Origin of the sequence: Arsukibacterium sp. UBA5043, from assembly GCA_002415085.1 — a bacterium.
Lineage (GTDB): Bacteria > Pseudomonadota > Gammaproteobacteria > Enterobacterales > Alteromonadaceae > Alishewanella.
In genome coordinates this window covers 165,898-182,428 of record DIBV01000013.1, presented here as the reverse complement: position 1 = coordinate 182,428, position 16,531 = coordinate 165,898, and the positions used below count along the sequence as shown (strand labels likewise).

The 16,531-nt window shown below is 49.2% G+C and carries 20 protein-coding genes; 14 read left to right on the top strand and 6 right to left on the bottom strand.

The window, feature by feature from the left end; all coding sequences use genetic code 11:
* Positions 1-39: 39 nt before the first annotated feature.
* The 4 genes from B2Q61_RS12335 (at position 40) to B2Q61_RS12320 (ending at position 4,051) form a co-directional block, all read left to right on the top strand.
* Positions 40-915 (top strand): LysR family transcriptional regulator, encoded by an 876-nt coding sequence (locus tag B2Q61_RS12335; protein ID WP_290620543.1) that lies wholly within the window; start codon positions 40-42, stop codon positions 913-915.
* A gap of 116 nt (positions 916-1,031) precedes the next feature.
* The gene (locus B2Q61_RS12330) at positions 1,032-2,093 is read left to right on the top strand and encodes a M28 family peptidase (protein WP_290620546.1); all 1,062 of its coding nucleotides are present in this window, start codon (positions 1,032-1,034) and stop codon (positions 2,091-2,093) included.
* 186 nt (positions 2,094-2,279) lie between these two features.
* Complete coding sequence (locus B2Q61_RS12325) at positions 2,280-3,104, top strand: ABC transporter permease (protein ID WP_290620548.1); 825 nt, start codon at positions 2,280-2,282, stop codon at positions 3,102-3,104.
* Positions 3,104-4,051 (top strand): ABC transporter ATP-binding protein, encoded by a 948-nt coding sequence (locus B2Q61_RS12320; protein WP_290620550.1) that lies wholly within the window; start codon positions 3,104-3,106, stop codon positions 4,049-4,051. The genes B2Q61_RS12325 and B2Q61_RS12320 overlap by 1 nt, the downstream gene beginning before the upstream one ends.
* Before the next feature lie 2 nt (positions 4,052-4,053).
* Here B2Q61_RS12320 and B2Q61_RS12315 read toward each other — a convergent pair whose 3' ends face one another.
* A complete protein-coding gene (locus tag B2Q61_RS12315; protein WP_290620552.1) occupies positions 4,054-5,334 on the bottom strand; it encodes an MFS transporter in 1,281 nt (426 codons plus the stop codon).
* A gap of 145 nt (positions 5,335-5,479) precedes the next feature.
* Here B2Q61_RS12315 and B2Q61_RS12310 point away from each other — a divergent pair, with 145 nt between their 5' ends.
* The 6 genes from B2Q61_RS12310 to B2Q61_RS12285 all read left to right on the top strand — a co-directional run bounded on the left by B2Q61_RS12310 (position 5,480) and on the right by B2Q61_RS12285 (position 9,073).
* Complete coding sequence (locus B2Q61_RS12310) at positions 5,480-5,926, top strand: NfeD family protein (protein ID WP_290620554.1); 447 nt, start codon at positions 5,480-5,482, stop codon at positions 5,924-5,926.
* A gap of 27 nt (positions 5,927-5,953) precedes the next feature.
* Complete coding sequence (locus B2Q61_RS12305; protein WP_290620556.1) at positions 5,954-6,892, top strand: SPFH domain-containing protein; 939 nt, start codon at positions 5,954-5,956, stop codon at positions 6,890-6,892.
* 23 nt (positions 6,893-6,915) lie between these two features.
* Positions 6,916-7,269, top strand: coding sequence for a hypothetical protein (locus B2Q61_RS12300; protein WP_290620558.1), 354 nt, complete (start codon positions 6,916-6,918; stop codon positions 7,267-7,269).
* 405 nt (positions 7,270-7,674) lie between these two features.
* Positions 7,675-8,187: a hypothetical protein gene (locus B2Q61_RS12295; protein WP_290620560.1), complete on the top strand. Its 513-nt coding sequence runs from the start codon at positions 7,675-7,677 to the stop codon at positions 8,185-8,187.
* Positions 8,188-8,190: 3 nt separating this feature from the next.
* Complete coding sequence (locus B2Q61_RS12290; RefSeq protein WP_290620562.1) at positions 8,191-8,637, top strand: hypothetical protein; 447 nt, start codon at positions 8,191-8,193, stop codon at positions 8,635-8,637.
* Between the two features lie 61 nt (positions 8,638-8,698).
* A complete protein-coding gene (locus tag B2Q61_RS12285) occupies positions 8,699-9,073 on the top strand; it encodes an aspartate/glutamate racemase family protein (RefSeq protein WP_290620564.1) in 375 nt (124 codons plus the stop codon).
* Positions 9,074-9,194: 121 nt separating this feature from the next.
* Here B2Q61_RS12285 and B2Q61_RS12280 read toward each other — a convergent pair whose 3' ends face one another.
* The 3 genes from B2Q61_RS12280 to B2Q61_RS12270 all read right to left on the bottom strand — a co-directional run bounded on the left by B2Q61_RS12280 (position 9,195) and on the right by B2Q61_RS12270 (position 11,225).
* Entirely contained in the window at positions 9,195-9,815 is a 621-nt protein-coding gene (locus tag B2Q61_RS12280; protein ID WP_290620566.1) for a helix-turn-helix domain-containing protein, read from the bottom strand.
* Positions 9,816-9,945: 130 nt separating this feature from the next.
* A complete protein-coding gene (locus B2Q61_RS12275; protein WP_290620568.1) occupies positions 9,946-10,266 on the bottom strand; it encodes a hypothetical protein in 321 nt (106 codons plus the stop codon).
* A 44-nt stretch (positions 10,267-10,310) separates the two neighbouring features.
* On the bottom strand, positions 10,311-11,225 hold the full coding sequence (locus B2Q61_RS12270) for a histone deacetylase family protein (RefSeq protein ID WP_290620570.1): 915 nt from the start codon (positions 11,223-11,225) through the stop codon (positions 10,311-10,313).
* 252 nt (positions 11,226-11,477) lie between these two features.
* Between B2Q61_RS12270 and B2Q61_RS12265 the strand changes: the two genes are divergently transcribed.
* Positions 11,478-12,170 carry an aspartate/glutamate racemase family protein gene (locus B2Q61_RS12265; RefSeq protein ID WP_290620572.1) on the top strand — a complete coding sequence of 231 codons (693 nt, stop codon included), beginning with the start codon at positions 11,478-11,480 and terminating at the stop codon, positions 12,168-12,170.
* Between the two features lie 111 nt (positions 12,171-12,281).
* Here B2Q61_RS12265 and B2Q61_RS12260 read toward each other — a convergent pair whose 3' ends face one another.
* Positions 12,282-13,271: an LLM class flavin-dependent oxidoreductase gene (locus B2Q61_RS12260; protein ID WP_290620574.1), complete on the bottom strand. Its 990-nt coding sequence runs from the start codon at positions 13,269-13,271 to the stop codon at positions 12,282-12,284.
* 236 nt (positions 13,272-13,507) lie between these two features.
* Here B2Q61_RS12260 and B2Q61_RS12255 point away from each other — a divergent pair, with 236 nt between their 5' ends.
* The 3 genes from B2Q61_RS12255 to B2Q61_RS12245 all read left to right on the top strand — a co-directional run bounded on the left by B2Q61_RS12255 (position 13,508) and on the right by B2Q61_RS12245 (position 15,555).
* Positions 13,508-13,924, top strand: coding sequence for a hypothetical protein (locus tag B2Q61_RS12255; RefSeq protein WP_290620576.1), 417 nt, complete (start codon positions 13,508-13,510; stop codon positions 13,922-13,924).
* Entirely contained in the window at positions 13,921-14,118 is a 198-nt protein-coding gene (locus B2Q61_RS12250) for a helix-turn-helix transcriptional regulator (protein WP_290620578.1), read from the top strand. The genes B2Q61_RS12255 and B2Q61_RS12250 overlap by 4 nt, the downstream gene beginning before the upstream one ends.
* 81 nt (positions 14,119-14,199) lie before the next feature.
* On the top strand, positions 14,200-15,555 hold the full coding sequence (locus tag B2Q61_RS12245) for an MFS transporter (RefSeq protein WP_349678781.1): 1,356 nt from the start codon (positions 14,200-14,202) through the stop codon (positions 15,553-15,555).
* On the opposite strand, the gene B2Q61_RS12240 is transcribed toward B2Q61_RS12245, so the two are convergent.
* Positions 15,552-16,460, bottom strand: coding sequence for a LysR family transcriptional regulator (locus tag B2Q61_RS12240; RefSeq protein ID WP_290620580.1), 909 nt, complete (start codon positions 16,458-16,460; stop codon positions 15,552-15,554). The two genes, B2Q61_RS12245 and B2Q61_RS12240, sit on opposite strands and share 4 nt — an antisense overlap.
* Positions 16,461-16,531: the final 71 nt, after the last annotated feature.

Genomic DNA, 16,531 nt, shown 5'->3' with positions numbered 1-16,531 from the left:
ATACATAATAAATCATAATTCGTTCACTAAAAGAGAACTATGAGCCGGTTAAACTATCATCATCTGTATTATTTCTGGCAGGTAGCCAGGGGTACAAGTCTGACGGAAACAGCACAGCGGCTGCATATTTCGCAATCAGCGCTGTCATCCCAAATCAAGCAGTTAGAGCAAAGTATGCAAGTGCAGCTGTTCCGGCGTGAAAACCGCCGGCTGGTGCTGACAGACAGTGGCTATCAGACGCTGAAGTATGCCGAAGATATTTTCAGCCGCGGCGCTGAGCTTGAGCAGCTGCTGTTGCAGGGCATGCAACCGCAGCACAGTCCGATCCGGATTGGCACCTTATCGACCATGTCACGCAACTTTATTGAAAGCTTTATTACGCCACTGCTGAGCAAAAGCAATACCCGCTACAGTTTGCTGTCAATGGATCAGACCATGCTGTTAAATGCCCTGGCCCAGCATCAGCTTGATTTGGCTTTAAGCAATATTGCCGTGCAGGGTAACGACAATCAGTTATGGCAGTGCCGGCTGCTGGCCAGGCAACCTGTCGCTGTCATTGGCCCGCCGGGCAAACAACTTACTGATAATTTAAGCGATTACAAAGGTCAGCGCTGGGTGCTGCCGCCGGTACAAAGCCCGGTGCGCACCGCGTTTGATGCGCTGGCAGCGCAGTATCAGTTGCAACCTGACATTGTCGCTGAAGCAGACGATATGGCGATGCTGCGCTTACTGGCTCGCGACAGTGGTGCATTGGCCGTTATTCCCGAAGTGGTGGTAAAAGACGAATTACAAAGCGGCCGGCTGGATAAATATCTGACCCTGCCGCAGATATACGAAAACTTTTACATTATCACCACCCAGCGTGAGCTGGTGCATCCGCAGCTGAACCTGCTATTGCAGGCCTTTTCAGCCTGAGCAGCACCCGGTTTAACCAACCGCAAATTAAAATGGGTCAGAGTGATTTATTTCAGCGGCTGGCGGCAGTAATTTGCTAAGCTGGGCGTCATGAGTTTTAGCTGTAAGGAATTTGAATGTCGGTTAAGAAAAGGCTGTATCTGGCGGGCGCCGCCGCCTTGGTTATAATCGCTATTTTGCTGTATACCCTGGCCTGGCCGGCCTGGCAACAGCAGTTAACCGGGCAGGAGAGTGCCCGGCTGGCGCAGTTACAGGCAGCGGCAAAACCGGCTGCAACACAACAGCGGTTAGACCATCAGCAGCTGCTGGCCGATCTGAACTGGCTGGCTCACCCGGATCGGCAGGGCCGAAAACCGGGTACCCCTGGTAGCATTGAAGCGCGCAGCTGGCTGGCCCGGCAATTTGCTGAAATTGGCTTGCAGCCTGCCGGCACTGACGGCTATTTACAGCCTTTTCATGTGGAGCAACACTTTGTATTCAGCCGCTGGTTACGGGGCAAGAGTGCCACAGTGCCGGCAGCAGAAAATGCAGCTAATGTGCTGGGGCTGCTGCCTGGTTTAAACCCCCAGTTAAAACCGATAGTACTGACTGCCCATTATGACCACCTGGGCCTGGAACACGGTGAGGTATTTGCCGGTGCCGACGATAATGCTTCTGGCGTTGCCACCCTGCTTGGCCTGGCCCGTTATTTCAGCGAACACCCGCTTGCCCATCCGCTGCTGTTTGTGGCGCTGGATGCCGAGGAAGGCGGCCTGCAGGGCGCGGTGGCGTTGTTTAAACATCAGCTGTTACAACCGGAGCAGCTCGCCTTTAACGTTAATATGGATATGCTCAGTCGCGACACCGATCAGTTGCTGTTTGCCGTAGGCAGCTACCAGCAACCCTGGCTGACCCCGCTGTTACAAACCCTGCAACAGCAAAGTGCCGTAAAAATCATCGCTGGTCACGACCGCCCCTGGTACCGGGCTGGCAATACCCAGGACTGGACCTTAAGCTCAGATCACGGCATCTTTTATCAGCAGCAGGTGCCTTTTATTTATTTTGGCGTGGCCGACCATGACGACTATCACTCGGTGCGAGATACCGCAGAGAAAGTCGATCCGGATTTTTATGCCCAAGTTAGTGAAACCATTCTAAGCTTTATTCAGCTACTGGATCAGCAGCTTAAGCAACATTGATCCGCCAGCTGTTAACAGCCGATAAAGTAGTGAAAACAACCACTTTATCGGCTGATACTACCAACAGCAGCACTGACAACTCAGCGCAGAAACCCTAAGGCATTGAAATATAACAATTAAAAACATGGCACTCTTTGTGCAAAATCACGGATAGCAAAACAGAACAAATAATAAAAGGAAGTGTTTATGTCGATGATGTTATTACTGCGCCAAATTAGGCTGTTCAGCCAGGTCGAATTATCGCGGCTGTGGCTGACCCGCCGTGGCCTGATGACTCTGGCAGCCACTGCGGTGGTCTGGTTTTTCTTACTGCGCTACGCTATTGCCCCGGCCAGCGAAATTTTGCAGGAACCCAATTTTCAAAAGTCTTTAACTGCAATGTTTGGCATGCTGGGCCTGCACCAACTGTTAAACTGGCCGGCGCCGGAGCTGACTCTGTACTGGATGCTGAGCCTGATTTTACTGCCAATTTTATGTCTGGCGTTTACCGCCAACCAGTTATCAGGCGACGCAGCCCGCGGTACGTTGCGCTTTATCAGCCTGCGCAGCAGCCGCACCGCCATTGTGCTTGGCCGCTTCTGTGGCCAGTTGGTAGTGCAGCTGTGTTTAATTTTGTTATCACTTAGCGCAACGCTGATTATCAGCGCGGTGCGCCAGGGTAGCATCAGCTGGCAGGCCATTGAAGCGGCATTGTTAATCAGCTGCCATCTGCTGATTGTGTTAATGCCCTTTACTGCACTGATGACGGTATTCTCTGCCTGGGCCCGCTCATCACGGTTGGCACTCAGTTTAGCCATTGTTAGTCTGGGCCTAGTATTTGGTTTGCTTAGCTGGCTTATTTATCATCAGCCCGACGCCGCATTTTTACTGAAATATATGCCCGGTGCGCAAATATGGCAGCTTATTCCGGCCCAGGGTTGGCAAAGTCTGCAACTGGCCGCCTTACCATTAGCCCAGACTGCTGTTTTACTGCTGATTGCCCAGCAAATTTTAAGCCGGAGAGCCTTGTAATGACTAATCCAATTATCAAAGTGGACCAGCTGGTTAAAAGCTACGGCCGGCATAGAGTACTGAACAATATCAGCTTTGAAATCAATAAAGGCGAAACCGTGGCACTGATAGGCCAGAATGGCGCCGGTAAAACTACCTTATTCAGTTTGCTGTGTGGTTACCTGAAAGCCGATAGCGGCAGCATGCAGTTACTGGGTGAGCAACCGGGCAGTCAGGCTTTATTTGGTAAGGTAGCAGCGCTGCCACAGGATGCTCAGCTGGATCCGGCCTTCAGTATTGGCGAGCAACTAAGCTTTTATGGCAAATTGCAGGGTTTAACTACAAGGGCAGCCCGGGCAGAAACCGAACGGGTGCTGGCGCTGGTTGATTTGGCCGGGCATTATCACACCAAGGCCGGTGCGCTAAGCCATGGTATGCGCAAGCGGGCCTGTATGGCGCAGGCTTTTATCGGCTCGCCGGCCCTTATTTTACTGGATGAACCGACTGCCGGGCTGGATCCAGCCAATGCCTTGCATATCCGGGAACTTATCAGCGATCTAAGCCAGCACGCCAGTTTTTTAATCAGCTCACATAATATTTTTGAGCTGGAGCGGCTTTGCAACAAGGTGTTGTACCTGCAGGATGGTCAGTTGCAGCAGCATCATGCCCAGCCAAATGAAAGCACCGCCCATTTAAGCCTGCAGCTGGCAACCGGCAATGGAGCCGCTGCAGCAGACGCGGATGAAGTATGCCAGCAACTGCGCCAATTGGCCGGGGTAAAAGAGGTGACAGCCGGCCGTAACCAGGAGTATCAGGTGAGCTATCAGCCACAGGTGGTAGATGACTTTGATATCCGGCTGCTGCAATGTCTGGCCGCTAATGGCTGGCAGTACAAACAGCTAAGCAAAGGCAAAAGCCTGGAGCAGCAGCTGTTTGCCCGCAAGCAAGCGGCAACAGTATTATCCTGATATCAGGCTTCAGGCAGTTTTATTGCATACAGCAAACCCGCCAGGCAACTGGCGGCGAAAAACCATAACACCGCCACTAATGACCACCAGGCCAGCAGGCTGCTGATGCCGCCCACCACTAATAGCAACACACCAATAATCGTATTACTGACCGAGACATAATCGGTGCGCTGATTGCCTGATGCCATGTCGAGCAAATAGGTTTTGCGGCCCACCCGCACCCCGGCATGGCCAACGCTTAACAGCAGGAACAACAGCAGATAACCATACAGTGGCAGCTCGCCAATAACCATTTGCACTGCCGCCAACACAGCGCAGCCCGCCAGCGCTAGCGTAGCGGCAATAATCATTACCTGGCGGCTGCTGCGATCAGCCAGCCGGCCCCAGAATACTGCACTTAGCGCACTGGCTAAACTGGTGCAAATTAAAAACCAGGCCAGCGTCTGGCCATTGCCATGCTGTTGCTGGGCCAGCAGTACCAGAAAGGGCGATACCAACGCCGACCCCAGCAATAAGCCGCGACAAATAACAAACTGGCGAAACTGCTTATCGGTTTGCAGTAAACCCAGGTTTTGCCAGGCCCGCTGCAGCGCATTTGCCCCGCCGTCAGTCTCGCCAGGCTGCTCCTGCACCTGACTGAAGATAACAGCAGCACTTAGCCACAGCATTGCTGCAGCCACCAGCAACACAACATACACCAACAGATTGTCAGGCTCCTCCCGCAGTAACCACAGCGACACCAATAAGGTAAGGACACCGGACGCCGTGCCGGCAATGCCGGTAAGCTGGCCGCGCTGGCCTTTGGGCACGGTTTTGCCTTTTACATCTTTCATCGCGACCGAACAAAGGCCACGGCCCAGACTAAACACCAGCAGTAAGCCAATAATGGCCGAACCAGCCGCTGCGCCCGTCCAGTAATTAACGGCAAGCGCCATTGCCAGTACGCAGCTGCCCTGAACAATACTGCCGGCAATCCAGAAGGTTTTCCGAATGGCGTAGCGGCGTACCCAGGCACCGATCAGCAGTTGCGGCAACATTGAACCCGATTCGCGAATAGGTACCAGCCAGGCTACCATTGCCGCCGGCGCCCCAACCACATTCATCAGCCAGGTAAGCACAGTTTTCGGGCTGGTCAGTAAGTCTCCCAGGCTTAGCAGCAACTGGCTAAGCAGTACCAGCACAAAATTTTTCGGCACCCGGGTACAAGCACTGTCCGGAATATCCCGGCAGGCGCGGGCGTCTTCCTCGTTCACCAGTAATTCGTATATTTTTCGCTCGGCCATAACCCTGCTTCTTTTGTTATTTCTGAACCCTTGCCACCGTCATAGTTTATTACAAATGAAACGGCAGCAAGCTATTAAATTGATTGACCCTTTTATCTAACATCAGTTACTGTTTGTGGCTCAATTTCTTATACAGGATAAAGCTATGAGTGTCGCAATGATTTGGATCATCGTTGGCGTGCTGTTAATTCTGTCAGAATTGCTGGCAACCAGTATAGTTGCGGTGTTTCTGGGCATCGGTGCCATTGTTGTTGGCATATTATTGCAACTTGGCTGGATAGAAACCGCCACCATGCAGTACCTGATTTTCGGCATTGTCAGCCTGGCCTTATTACTGCTGGCCCGCGGCCACTTTAAGCGCTGGTTTACCGGCTATGTCGCCGACAGTGGCGAGCAACCCAGCCGGCTGAAAGACGACATTGGCAACCGGGTTATTGTACTCAATGATTTTACCCAGGGCGCTGGCCGGGTGGTATTAAATGGCGTGCAATGGGACGCCCGTTCCAATGAGCCATTAAAAGCAGGTGAAGTGGCCTGGGTCATTGCCAATGAAGGCATTCATTTAATTGTATCGGCGCAACAGCCAGTTTAATTGTTAGTTTAAAAGGGAATAACAACGATGGAACCAATAAATATTGAAACGATACTGACGCTGGGCTTTGCCGTCGCGGTAGTAATTACCATTATCAAAACCGCCCGGGTAGTGCCACAAAAATCAAATTTTGTCATTGAGCGGCTGGGTAAATATTCGCGCACCCTTGATTCGGGCTTTCATATTCTTATTCCGTTTATCGACAAAGTGGCCTACACCCATAGCTTAAAAGAAGAAGTGATTGATGTAGAACGCCAGACCTGTGTTACCAAAGACAATATTCAGGTCGGTATTAACGGCGTGCTGTATTTACAGGTTGTCGACCCGCACAAAGCCAGTTACGGCATTAACGATTACCGTTATGCCGCCTCGCAACTGGCACAAACCACGATGCGCTCTGTCATCGGCCAGACTGATTTGGATAAAACCTTTGAAGAGCGGGCTAAAATAAACGAAGAAGTGGTAAAAGCGCTGGATGAAGCTGCCTCGCCATGGGGTATTAAAGTACTCCGTTATGAAATTTCCGATATCGAATTACCGCTAAGCATTAAAGATGCGTTAGAGCAGCAAATGCGCGCCGAGCGGGAACGCCGCGCCGCCATTGCTAAATCGGAAGGTGAACGCCAGGCGATGATTAACGTGTCAGAAGGCCAGAAACAGGAAGTGATTAACCTGTCTGAAGGTGACAAGATGCGCCAAATTAATGAAGCAGAAGGTCGCGCCCGGGAAATTGAACTGGTGGCGATTGCCACCGCAGAAGGTATCCGCCAGATAGCTGAGGCCATTAACCACCCCGGTGGTCAGGAAGCGGTTAGCCTGCGGGTAGCCGAGCAATATGTAAAAGAGTTCGGTAATCTGGCAAAAACCAATAACACCATGATAGTACCGGCCGAACTGGCCAATATTGGTGGCGCGGTAGCGGGCTTAACCGAAATACTGAAAATAGCCCGGCCGGGTGCTAAATGAGGCCATAACCAAAGGAGTATTTTATGGCAAACCAACAGGATTTTAATGAAGCGCTGCTCAAGCTGGCAATTTTAATGTACCGCGTTGACGGCAAAATACGCTTAAATGAGCAGGAACTGGTAGATGATATTGCCGACAGTTTAGACTGGAGCGGCGTAAACAGCATTACCGCCGTGCAAAGCCAGGCCATGGCTGATGTACGCCAGGCCATCAGCAGCAATAAAGTAGAAGCTTATGTAACCGGGCTGAAAAGCGCCTTAATGTTTAATAAGCAACAGGCACTGGATACCGCTAAGCAAATTATGCAAAGCGATGGTGAAGAAGCCATCCAGGAACGCCGGCTGTATGACCTGCTTCGCCAGTCAGTGCTGGTGTAACCTGCCAGGTTGTGTTTAGAGCGAAAGCCAGCATAATGCTGGCTTTTTTATTTAGATCGATGCGTCAAATAATGTTGGAATATTCAAGCTCAATATTCACCGATAAATTCAAGTTTGTTGTAATTATCTATACAGCAAGCAAGGCAAAGATCACCATATCGTACATTTCAACCTCTCTAATTAATGAATGGATGAAGCTTCATTCTTCTATAGTGAGGGGTTAATTATTTATCCCTCTGAAACATTCAACTATATCAATTAGATAATTGTTAATTACGGTCTTTATAGCTCATCAAGACAATTCGCAGATTTTCGTGATAAAAGAAAAATAATCATAATGTTTCATGAATGTTGATCACCTTATGTATTTACGTTAATTTAATGGCAATTCAATGGAGATGAAACATGCAACACTACGACAAGGTTAAAAGCCGCTTACTCAATATACTGCGTCAACTCAATAAAAACTCTACTATTTCTGAAATGGAGCGAGTTGAAATTGCTACTTTCGCTGATTTCTTCTCAAGCAAAGCGTTAAGTTCTGGCGCCATTAATCAGATATTGCGCCAAAGACCAATAGCTATGATGTACCGCGATAATCTTATATATGACTTACGAACTCTGATGGTTGAAGGCGTACTGAAAGAAGTCCTGCAAACTGTTAGTGGCGTAGAGGGATTTGCTATTGATGGCGTTAGCCAAATTGCCGACAAAGGCGGCAGCCAAATGGGGCGGCACGGTACTCAACTTAAAAATCTGGGGGTGGCAGGTCAAATATTCTCTACTGGTAAATCGCTAAAAACCATGACTGACGTATTCACTCCCATTGAAGCCTTTATGATGGATCAGCTAAGTTTTGATATGTGGCGGGTGAAACTAGAAGCTAAGATGGTTCAACGGATAAAAAGAGCAGGTTAATTTATGTTAAAGAAGATTTTGTGTCCTGTTTCGTTGGCACTGTCAGTATTTGCCTGTAACGGAGTGGAAATTGAAAAAAAATTAATTAACAACATCGTTCCTTCTGAAATATGCACCGAAAGGGCTGCCTTTGACGGAGAGACCACGGTTATATTTTCTGAATGTGAGCACTACGAATTCATAAATCAATATACCGTAACAGATGCGATGAGCATGGCTGATTTCAGTGAGTTCATTGCTAATTACAAGCTCGGGTCTGAGTATGAAACTACACTTGAGCAGGAGTTGTTGCGCCACTTTGACGCAATGATTTCACCATTCGACCCTGATACGAAAGTAAGCCAACACGATAATTTGATATTATTTCAATCGAAGAGTCATCTCGCGTTATTTCAGCGTAATGATAACCATTGGTTACTTACCAAGGCGGTATTGCCACAGGCTGACTAATTAGTGTTAAAAAAAGAAAAGCCAGGGCAGTGCTGGCTTTGCTAATTTTAACGCAACTACCATGAAAACAATTGGCTTGCTGGGCGGTATGAGTTGGGAGTCGACCATTCCTTACTACGGCATAATAAATGAAACGGTGAAACAGCAGCTTGGTGGTCTGCACTCGGCTAAAGTTATTCTGTATAGCGTTAATTTTGCCGAAGTTGAGCAGATGCAATGCGCTGGCGACTGGCAGGCTGCCGGCCAGTTGCTGGCAGAGTCAAGAGAACAGTATCGCCAGATCATTGGCCAGCTTATCGACCAGGGTGCCGAGGCTATTATTCTCGGCTGCACTGAAATCTCTTTGCTGGTATCCCAACAGGACTCTGTCGCGCCCCTGTTTGATACCACCGGCATCCATGCCCGCAGCACCGCTGAACTGGCGTTGCGGTCATAGTGGTTTAGGTCAATAAAGTCATTACAAATTGGATCTGAACCTTAACATCGCTGGCAGAATAGCAATCAGCTAGCAGACCCAAGCCAGCGTAAGGCTGGCTTTATAGTTATACGAATAGTAGCTATTTAGCACTGACCGCAATATTAACCAATAAACTGCCCGCCTTTTCAAACTGAATACTTACCCCATCAGTCAGGGCTCTTGTTACTGTTGTATCAATGTCATTAGGAATTAGACTTTCGCCACTTGCACTTTTTAGGGTAACGTCGAGGGTGACGCCTGCACTGGTGTTTTTGGGGTGAATCGCGAGGATAAAGTTGTTAGGTAAACTTAGCTCAGCACCTCTACCTACTGTGACCAGATACTGCAGATTGGCTTCATTGACGTCACCAGTTGCTTGGTGCTCGGCGCGATAATCAACATTCAATGCAATAGTTTCCGCTGATGCCAGTGTAAAGTAGGCACCACCTAACGTTAACATGACGGCCGCTAGCAACCCCAAGCCAATTTTTGCCAGACCTTTGTGCGAAGCAAGTTGCCCGGCTTTCGCTATAAAATAAGCTGGCTCTTTGTTAAAGGAAGCGCTTATCGCCTGTAGAGAGTCATTTGACGCTATGCCAGATTTCTCGATACGCTGGATGGTTCGTAAACTAATTCCGGCAACATCGGCCAGTTGTTGCTGGCTCCATGCTCGCACCTTACGTTCATTAACGATTAAATCCCGATTTATAATCATTTCCATACCTAAGCTCCGAAACAGTAAAACGTAATTGTTCAACATTTCGACGCTAATGCGTTAGGCCATTATTATGTCATTACTGCGACATTGAAGCGACACTGTTACTTCTCGGAACCTGAACACACGAACTGCATCAGCTATCCTGTTTCCGTTTTTTGATCTTTTGCAACGACATCGCGATAACATCTACTACTAAAGCAATTGCAAAAGCGTAAATCGGCACCAGCACCACAATTGCATTATTTAACGGGTCAATCTCAATGGTAATGTCGAAAACCAGACTGTGAATTAATTGATCAAACGCCATAAAAATCAGACAACTGGCGAGTAGCATAAAAATGGCTTTGGGATAGCTCATATTCAATAAACGGTTAATCAACACCGGCATGCCGATTATCAGCAGAAGGCTGAATACGCCATAAATCATACCAAGTTGTTCCTGATACTCAATCATCTGCGGCTCCCTCTGTTACAAGTGATAATTTTAAAAGTTGGTCATTATTTATAGTCGCCAGCTACCGCTTCAATCCCTGCCACTATTGCCGCAGCACTATCTTTGCCATAGCCGCCGCCACCTAAAAATACCGTGGGGATATTCAGTGCTTTTAAGCGCTTATATACCAGCTTATGGCTTTGTGCGACATCGGCAATGCTAAGCTTTAAGCCGCCCAGCGGATCGGTTGCCAGGACATCGGTACCTGCTACGACAAAGGCCAGTTTATAACCGCCGGTAAGCAGCTCCAGCGCGCCGCTTAGTTTATTCAGATATAACTCGGCGCCGGTGCCAGAGGGCAAAGGCACCGGGATATCCACCCGCTGCCGGCTAACCGGTGTATTGGGATAAATATCCTGGTTATACACATCGAGCAGGGTGACGTTATTGTTGTCGTCAAAGGTGCGGGCATTGCCGTTACCGTGATGGGCATCGATATCAATAATCAGAATTCGGTCAGTAGCCGTTAGCTCGCCACTTGCGAGCAACTGCTGATAGCTGATGCCAATATCGTTATAAATACAAAAACCTTCCATTTTATGTGGGCTGGCATGGTGATAGCCACCAGCCAGATTCCAGGCATCGGTGCCAGTCAATGCTAATCGGCTGGCTGCTAATGTGCCAGCAACGCCCCAACGCATAGGCTCAAGGATACGACTGTCCAGCCACGAAAATGATAAAAACGGAATTTTAGGGATTTCCAGCGCCCGGCATAATGCCGCTTTGTCTTTCAGCTGTATTTTTAGCAGTTCATTTACTGAGCCAAGGATGGCAGATTCCGAAATAGCAGCGTCAGGTGCCATAACGTCCGCATCATGCAGTGCAGCGCGCACCTTGCTAAATTTACAACCATCAAACGGATGCAGAAATTTAAAAATGCCAACATCAATGTTGTATTTTTCGTAGTAGATAATCTTCATGCTGATTTCAGTTCGTTTGCATAGCGCATTACGTTTGCCGGAGTCCATATACCGTAACCCAGTATGCGACCGACTTTAGCATACTCTGCAGCGTTAGGTTTAAATGTTGGCTTTTTACTAGCGCCTTAAGGATAATTCAAAGACACCAACATATAAATGCCTTGTTAATTAAAATCAGCATTAGTTGACGAGCAGCCAATTTACAACTTACATACTTTACGTGCTGGCTATTCTATTTTTAAGGCAACTACCATGAAAACAATTGGCTTGCTGGGCGGTATGAGTTGGCAGTCGACCATTCCTTACTACCGCATAATAAATGAAACGGTGAAACAACAGCTCGGTGGCCTGCACTCAGCTAAAGTTGTTTTATACAGCGTTAATTTTGCCGAAATTGAGCAGATGCAACGTGCTGGTGATTGGCAGGCTGCCGGCCAGTTGCTGGCAGAGGCCGCCAAAAGCCTTGAAGCCGCCGGTGCCGACTTTATTGTTCTGTGTACTAATACCATGCACAAAGTAGCAACTGCTATCGAGGATGCGACAACACTGCCACTACTGCATATTGCCGATGCCACCGCCACAGCGGTAAAAGCTGCAGGCTATAAAACCGTTGGCCTGTTAGGCACTAAATTCACGATGGAACAGCCATTTTACAAAGCCCGGCTAACAGAGCAGCATGGTTTGAACGTGCTGGTACCTGATGCGGCTGCGCGCCAGCAGGTGCACCAGATAATTTATAACGAGCTGTGTCTGGGCAAGGTGCAGCCAGAGTCCAGAGAACAGTATCGCCAGATCATTGACCAGCTTATCGAACAGGGCGCCGAAGCTATTATTCTCGGCTGCACTGAAATCTCGCTATTGGTATCGCAGCAGGATGCAGCAGTGCCGCTGTTTGATACCACCCGCATTCACGCCCGCAGTGCTGCTGAACTGGCATTGCGGTGATAAGCCTACAACGAAGACTGCCGCTTGTTAATTCCCACCGCAATGGCCGCTGCGCTATCTTTGCCAAAACCGGCCAGCGGATCGGTTGCCAGTAAAAAATTGACCTGCCCCTTAACCATCGCCAATAAGCTCTGCCGCTATCTGGTAGCTGGTGTGGCGGGCCTTGGGATCGTGCATCATGCTGGTTATTATTAGCTCGTCGGGGTTATGTTCAGTAATAAAATCGATAATACCTTGCTTTACTGCTGCCGGATCACCTACAACAGAACACGCTAAAGCGTTTTTTACGTAGGCCTTTTCATGCGGCAACCAGATGCTGTCCATGCTATCGACCGGCGCGGGCAATAGCCCTGCCTGGCCGCGCGCCAAGTTAACGAATTGCTGCTGCACTGAGGTAAACAGCCGCTGCGCCTCGGTAGTTTTTTCTGCAGCAAACACGTTCAGTGCCAACATCAGATAGGGTTTTTCCAACTGTGTTGATGGCCTGAATTGCTTACGATACAAGGTAGCAGCCTGCGACATCATGCCAGGGGCAAAGTGCGAAGCAAACGCATAGGGTAAGCCCAGTTTAGCGGCCAGCTGGGCCCCATACAAGCTTGAACCGAGTACCCATAACGGCACATGCAGGTTTTGTCCAGGTACTGCCTGCACTAACTGATTAGGTTTGGCTGGCGCAAAGTACTGTTGTAACTCTGCTATGTCAGCCGGAAACTGATCTTCCGTTTCTGCTCTGTTTCGCCGCAATGCCATAGCGGTATGCTGATCACTGCCAGGTGCCCGACCTAAGCCTAAATCGATACGGTTGGGATACAAGGTAGCCAGAGTACCGAATTGCTCGGCGATAACCAGTGGCGAATGGTTGGGCAGCATAATGCCGCCGGCACCTAACCGAATATGTGAAGTGGCGGCAGATAAATGGCTGATGAGTAACGAGGTGGCTGCACTGGCAATACCTGGCATATTATGGTGCTCTGCCAGCCAGTAACGATGATAGCCCAGTGCCTCAGCATGTTGGGCTAACGCTTTGCTGCTGGCGAAGCTGTCTGCCACCGTGCTACCGGCCGAAACCGGGGCTAAATCAAGAATGGATAACGGGATCATCGCGGCTCCGCCTGCTGTGAATATGCTTTTTAAAAATAAACAACTGCTATGGCAATGGGGATGAACCGCAGTTCACTCAAGTACACTGCGAGATTTTTAAGCAAATAATGAAAGTATGAATATCCACAACACTTTACAAAATGACATGTATACTTGACATGCTATTTGCAATAGCCTACCCTTCAAATGTCAAGCAAGCCTTACTTTAAGTCAAACATTATTTACTAGGGGTTTTTATGAACGACATGGCATCTACTACATTAGCGCAGCGCTATAAAGCGTCTAAAAAATCATTATTTGTATGGACTCTCGGATGGTTACTATCATTGGCCTTGTTTGCTTTTGGTCCCAAATTTATCTGGGACTTTAATGTGACCATCAGCCTTTGTATTATTGCTGTTAATGTTGTTTTTGGTTATTTGATGATTATTGCCAATAAAAAATATCTGGACGGCCTGGATGAGCTGCAACGTCAATTACACTTAAACGCTATGGCGATATCACTGGGAGTAAGTATGGTATTCGGTGCGATATATGGCCTGTTGGAACCTGCGCGGTTACTTGAATCGACACCCAGCCCATCTAACATTCTATTTTTAATGGGTATCTCATACTTTATCAGTTTGGTTGTTAATTCCCGGAAATACCAATGAAAAACCGGTTAAAAGTATTGCGGGCAGAACGCAACTGGACCCAATCTGATCTGGCAAAAGCATTGGATGTTTCCCGCCAGACCATCAATGCGATAGAAACGGGCAAATTTGACCCCAGCTTACCGCTGGCGTTTCGGGCAGCTAAGGTGTTTGGTTTAACGATTGAACAGATTTTCGATGACAGTGAGCACTGATCAGCATTAGATCTCTCTGCTTGCCTGGCAGACTATGAGAAACTATGGTTAAGCCACTGTTTTGTTAAAAATGAGCAAACTGTGTTTTTAAAGCAAGCGTTGTTACCCATTTCGTCGTTATTTATTTCCATTGCCTTTCTGGCCACCGGCTATGGCATGCTGATGACGTATATCGGCTTGTATTTAAAACAGGCCGGCCTGTCGGAAATGGCTATTGGTATAATTAACTCAGCGTTTTTTCTGGGGGCCTTACTGGCTGCTGTGTTCAGCCAGAAATTAATTGTATCGGTTGGCCATGCCCGCAGTTTTTCAGCTTTTTCTGCCGTCATGGTCATTGCTTTTCTGGGCCACACTTTACACTACCACCCCTGGTTCTGGGCCGGCTTACGTCTGCTATCGGGCTTTGCTTTTTATGCGCTGTTAATTGTGCTGGAAAGCTGGCTGAATGAAAAAAGCAGTTCAGAGGACCGCGGCCGGGTGCTGGCGGTATATACGGTGGTGTTCTTTCTGGCCACTGCCGTTGGTCAGCTGATTTTAGGCATGGACATCAGTTCGCATCTGGTATTTGTGCTTGGGTCGGTGTTGGTACTGGCTGCATTGTTTTTAGTTGCCATTACCCGGATCAGCCAACCGCAGTTACCGCCTTTTGAACGCTACAGTTTACCTAAAGTACTGCATATTGCACCGCTGGCGCTGGTCGGCAGTGTCATTGGCGGCTTTTTTGTCGGCGGCTTTTACACCATGGTGCCGGTGTTTGTGCTGAATACCTATGGCGAGCAATCGGTAGTGGCATCCTTTATGGCCATTTCAATATTAGGCGGCCTGCTGGCCCAGTGGCCGGTCGGTACCCTGTCTGATCGCTATGGCCGGCGCAAGTTACTGGCGTGGGCCGGCTTATTCAGCTTTGTTATCTGTTTGCTGCTTGCGTTATTCGCCAATCACACCTGGTTATTTTATTTGCTGGGCTTTTTACTTGGCACCAGCCTGTTCAGTATTTATCCGCTAAGTGTCGCCCGCGCCAATGACCGGCTGGATCACGGCAAAGACTTAGTAGAAGTCAGCCGTAGTTTATTGTTTGCCTATGGGATCGGCTCTTTTTTAGCACCCTTGTTGCTGGGTGTGGTGTTAGGCTTATCGGGCGGTTTATTTTTCACGGTGTTAGCCATCGCTGCGCTGATCCTGGGGGTGTATGCCTTAACCGCTGAGCGGATTGCCAATGAGCAGTTAAGTGTATTTGTGGCGGTACCGGCTGCGTCGGGCGCTTCACTTGCTCAACTGGACCCGCGTCAGGATGACGAGTGGGTCGAAGATCATAAACCGACTTTTCCAGCAGCGACAGACAGTGCGCCCCGTACTGAACCCACCATGACAGATATCACTGAAACTGGGAACGCTTCGGAGGATTCGACACAGCCAAAACGACCGAGCAATGATTAACTTGGACTAAAAACCTGCTGCCACGGATAGTTGGATAGCTGCTGGCAAAACCAGCTAAGTGCATTGCCTTGCTGTTGCTTATGCCAGGCCAGGTATAACTTAACGTTGTCGCGCGGAATGTTGTGCTGCTTGGCAATAAGCTCGCCACGGGCTAACTGCTGCTGTACCAGATGGCGTGGCAAGAAGCCGACCCCCAGGCCCTGCTGCTGAGCGGTAATTTTCTGAGCCAGGTTGGCAACCACCACTTGCTGACGGCTGTCGAACAGACCACTGGACAGCTTCTGGCTGTCGATGGCGGAGTCAGCGACAATGATTGCTGTTTCCTGCTGCACATCGGCCAGGGTCAGCACTTTATCCAGTTGTGCCAGCCGGTGGTGCGGTGCCACGGCAAACACAAACTCCACTTCGCCCAATAACTGCAACTGATAAGCGCCGGTATGCTGAGTAGCCGGCAGCCCAATAGCAATGTCGGCCCGGCCGGTATTCAGCGCTTCCCAGCCGCCGGCCATCACTTCCTGGCGCAGCGCCACCCGGGTCAGTTTGCCCAGTTGCAAAAACTGGCTTATCAGGGCAAAAACCGGCTCGGCCGGCACTACACTGTCCAATGCCAGCGTAAGCTCAGCTTCCCAGCCACTGTCCAGTTGCTGCACGGCTTTTTGCAGTTGATCGGCAGCTTTAAGTAACTCGCGGCCCTGCTGCAGCAGCAACTGCCCGGCGGGGGTTAAGCGGGCTTTTTGCTTACTGCGGTCAAATAAGCTCACCCCCAGGTTTTGCTCCAGCTGAGACATAGTGTAACTGAGCGCCGAGGGTACCTTGTAAAGTGCTTCGGCCGCTGCCGCAAAGCTGCCTTTGCGGTCGATGGCGTCGAGCGCCCGCAAGGCATCTAAATTAATCAGTTGCTGCATGCTGTGCTTTATCCATCTCTGCCAGAAACCATTAGCTTATGCCATTATTCAAATAATTTGAACTAATAATG

Coding starts and splice junctions, on each gene's coding strand:
- B2Q61_RS12335 (WP_290620543.1), top strand. CDS start 40: ATGAGCCGGTTAAACTATCATCATCTGTATTATTTCTGGCAGGTAGCC.
- B2Q61_RS12330 (WP_290620546.1), top strand. CDS start 1,032: ATGTCGGTTAAGAAAAGGCTGTATCTGGCGGGCGCCGCCGCCTTGGTT.
- B2Q61_RS12325 (WP_290620548.1), top strand. CDS start 2,280: ATGTCGATGATGTTATTACTGCGCCAAATTAGGCTGTTCAGCCAGGTC.
- B2Q61_RS12320 (WP_290620550.1), top strand. CDS start 3,104: ATGACTAATCCAATTATCAAAGTGGACCAGCTGGTTAAAAGCTACGGC.
- B2Q61_RS12315 (WP_290620552.1), bottom strand. CDS start 5,334: ATGGCCGAGCGAAAAATATACGAATTACTGGTGAACGAGGAAGACGCC.
- B2Q61_RS12310 (WP_290620554.1), top strand. CDS start 5,480: ATGAGTGTCGCAATGATTTGGATCATCGTTGGCGTGCTGTTAATTCTG.
- B2Q61_RS12305 (WP_290620556.1), top strand. CDS start 5,954: ATGGAACCAATAAATATTGAAACGATACTGACGCTGGGCTTTGCCGTC.
- B2Q61_RS12300 (WP_290620558.1), top strand. CDS start 6,916: ATGGCAAACCAACAGGATTTTAATGAAGCGCTGCTCAAGCTGGCAATT.
- B2Q61_RS12295 (WP_290620560.1), top strand. CDS start 7,675: ATGCAACACTACGACAAGGTTAAAAGCCGCTTACTCAATATACTGCGT.
- B2Q61_RS12290 (WP_290620562.1), top strand. CDS start 8,191: ATGTTAAAGAAGATTTTGTGTCCTGTTTCGTTGGCACTGTCAGTATTT.
- B2Q61_RS12285 (WP_290620564.1), top strand. CDS start 8,699: ATGAAAACAATTGGCTTGCTGGGCGGTATGAGTTGGGAGTCGACCATT.
- B2Q61_RS12280 (WP_290620566.1), bottom strand. CDS start 9,815: ATGGAAATGATTATAAATCGGGATTTAATCGTTAATGAACGTAAGGTG.
- B2Q61_RS12275 (WP_290620568.1), bottom strand. CDS start 10,266: ATGATTGAGTATCAGGAACAACTTGGTATGATTTATGGCGTATTCAGC.
- B2Q61_RS12270 (WP_290620570.1), bottom strand. CDS start 11,225: ATGAAGATTATCTACTACGAAAAATACAACATTGATGTTGGCATTTTT.
- B2Q61_RS12265 (WP_290620572.1), top strand. CDS start 11,478: ATGAAAACAATTGGCTTGCTGGGCGGTATGAGTTGGCAGTCGACCATT.
- B2Q61_RS12260 (WP_290620574.1), bottom strand. CDS start 13,271: ATGATCCCGTTATCCATTCTTGATTTAGCCCCGGTTTCGGCCGGTAGC.
- B2Q61_RS12255 (WP_290620576.1), top strand. CDS start 13,508: ATGAACGACATGGCATCTACTACATTAGCGCAGCGCTATAAAGCGTCT.
- B2Q61_RS12250 (WP_290620578.1), top strand. CDS start 13,921: ATGAAAAACCGGTTAAAAGTATTGCGGGCAGAACGCAACTGGACCCAA.
- B2Q61_RS12240 (WP_290620580.1), bottom strand. CDS start 16,460: ATGCAGCAACTGATTAATTTAGATGCCTTGCGGGCGCTCGACGCCATC.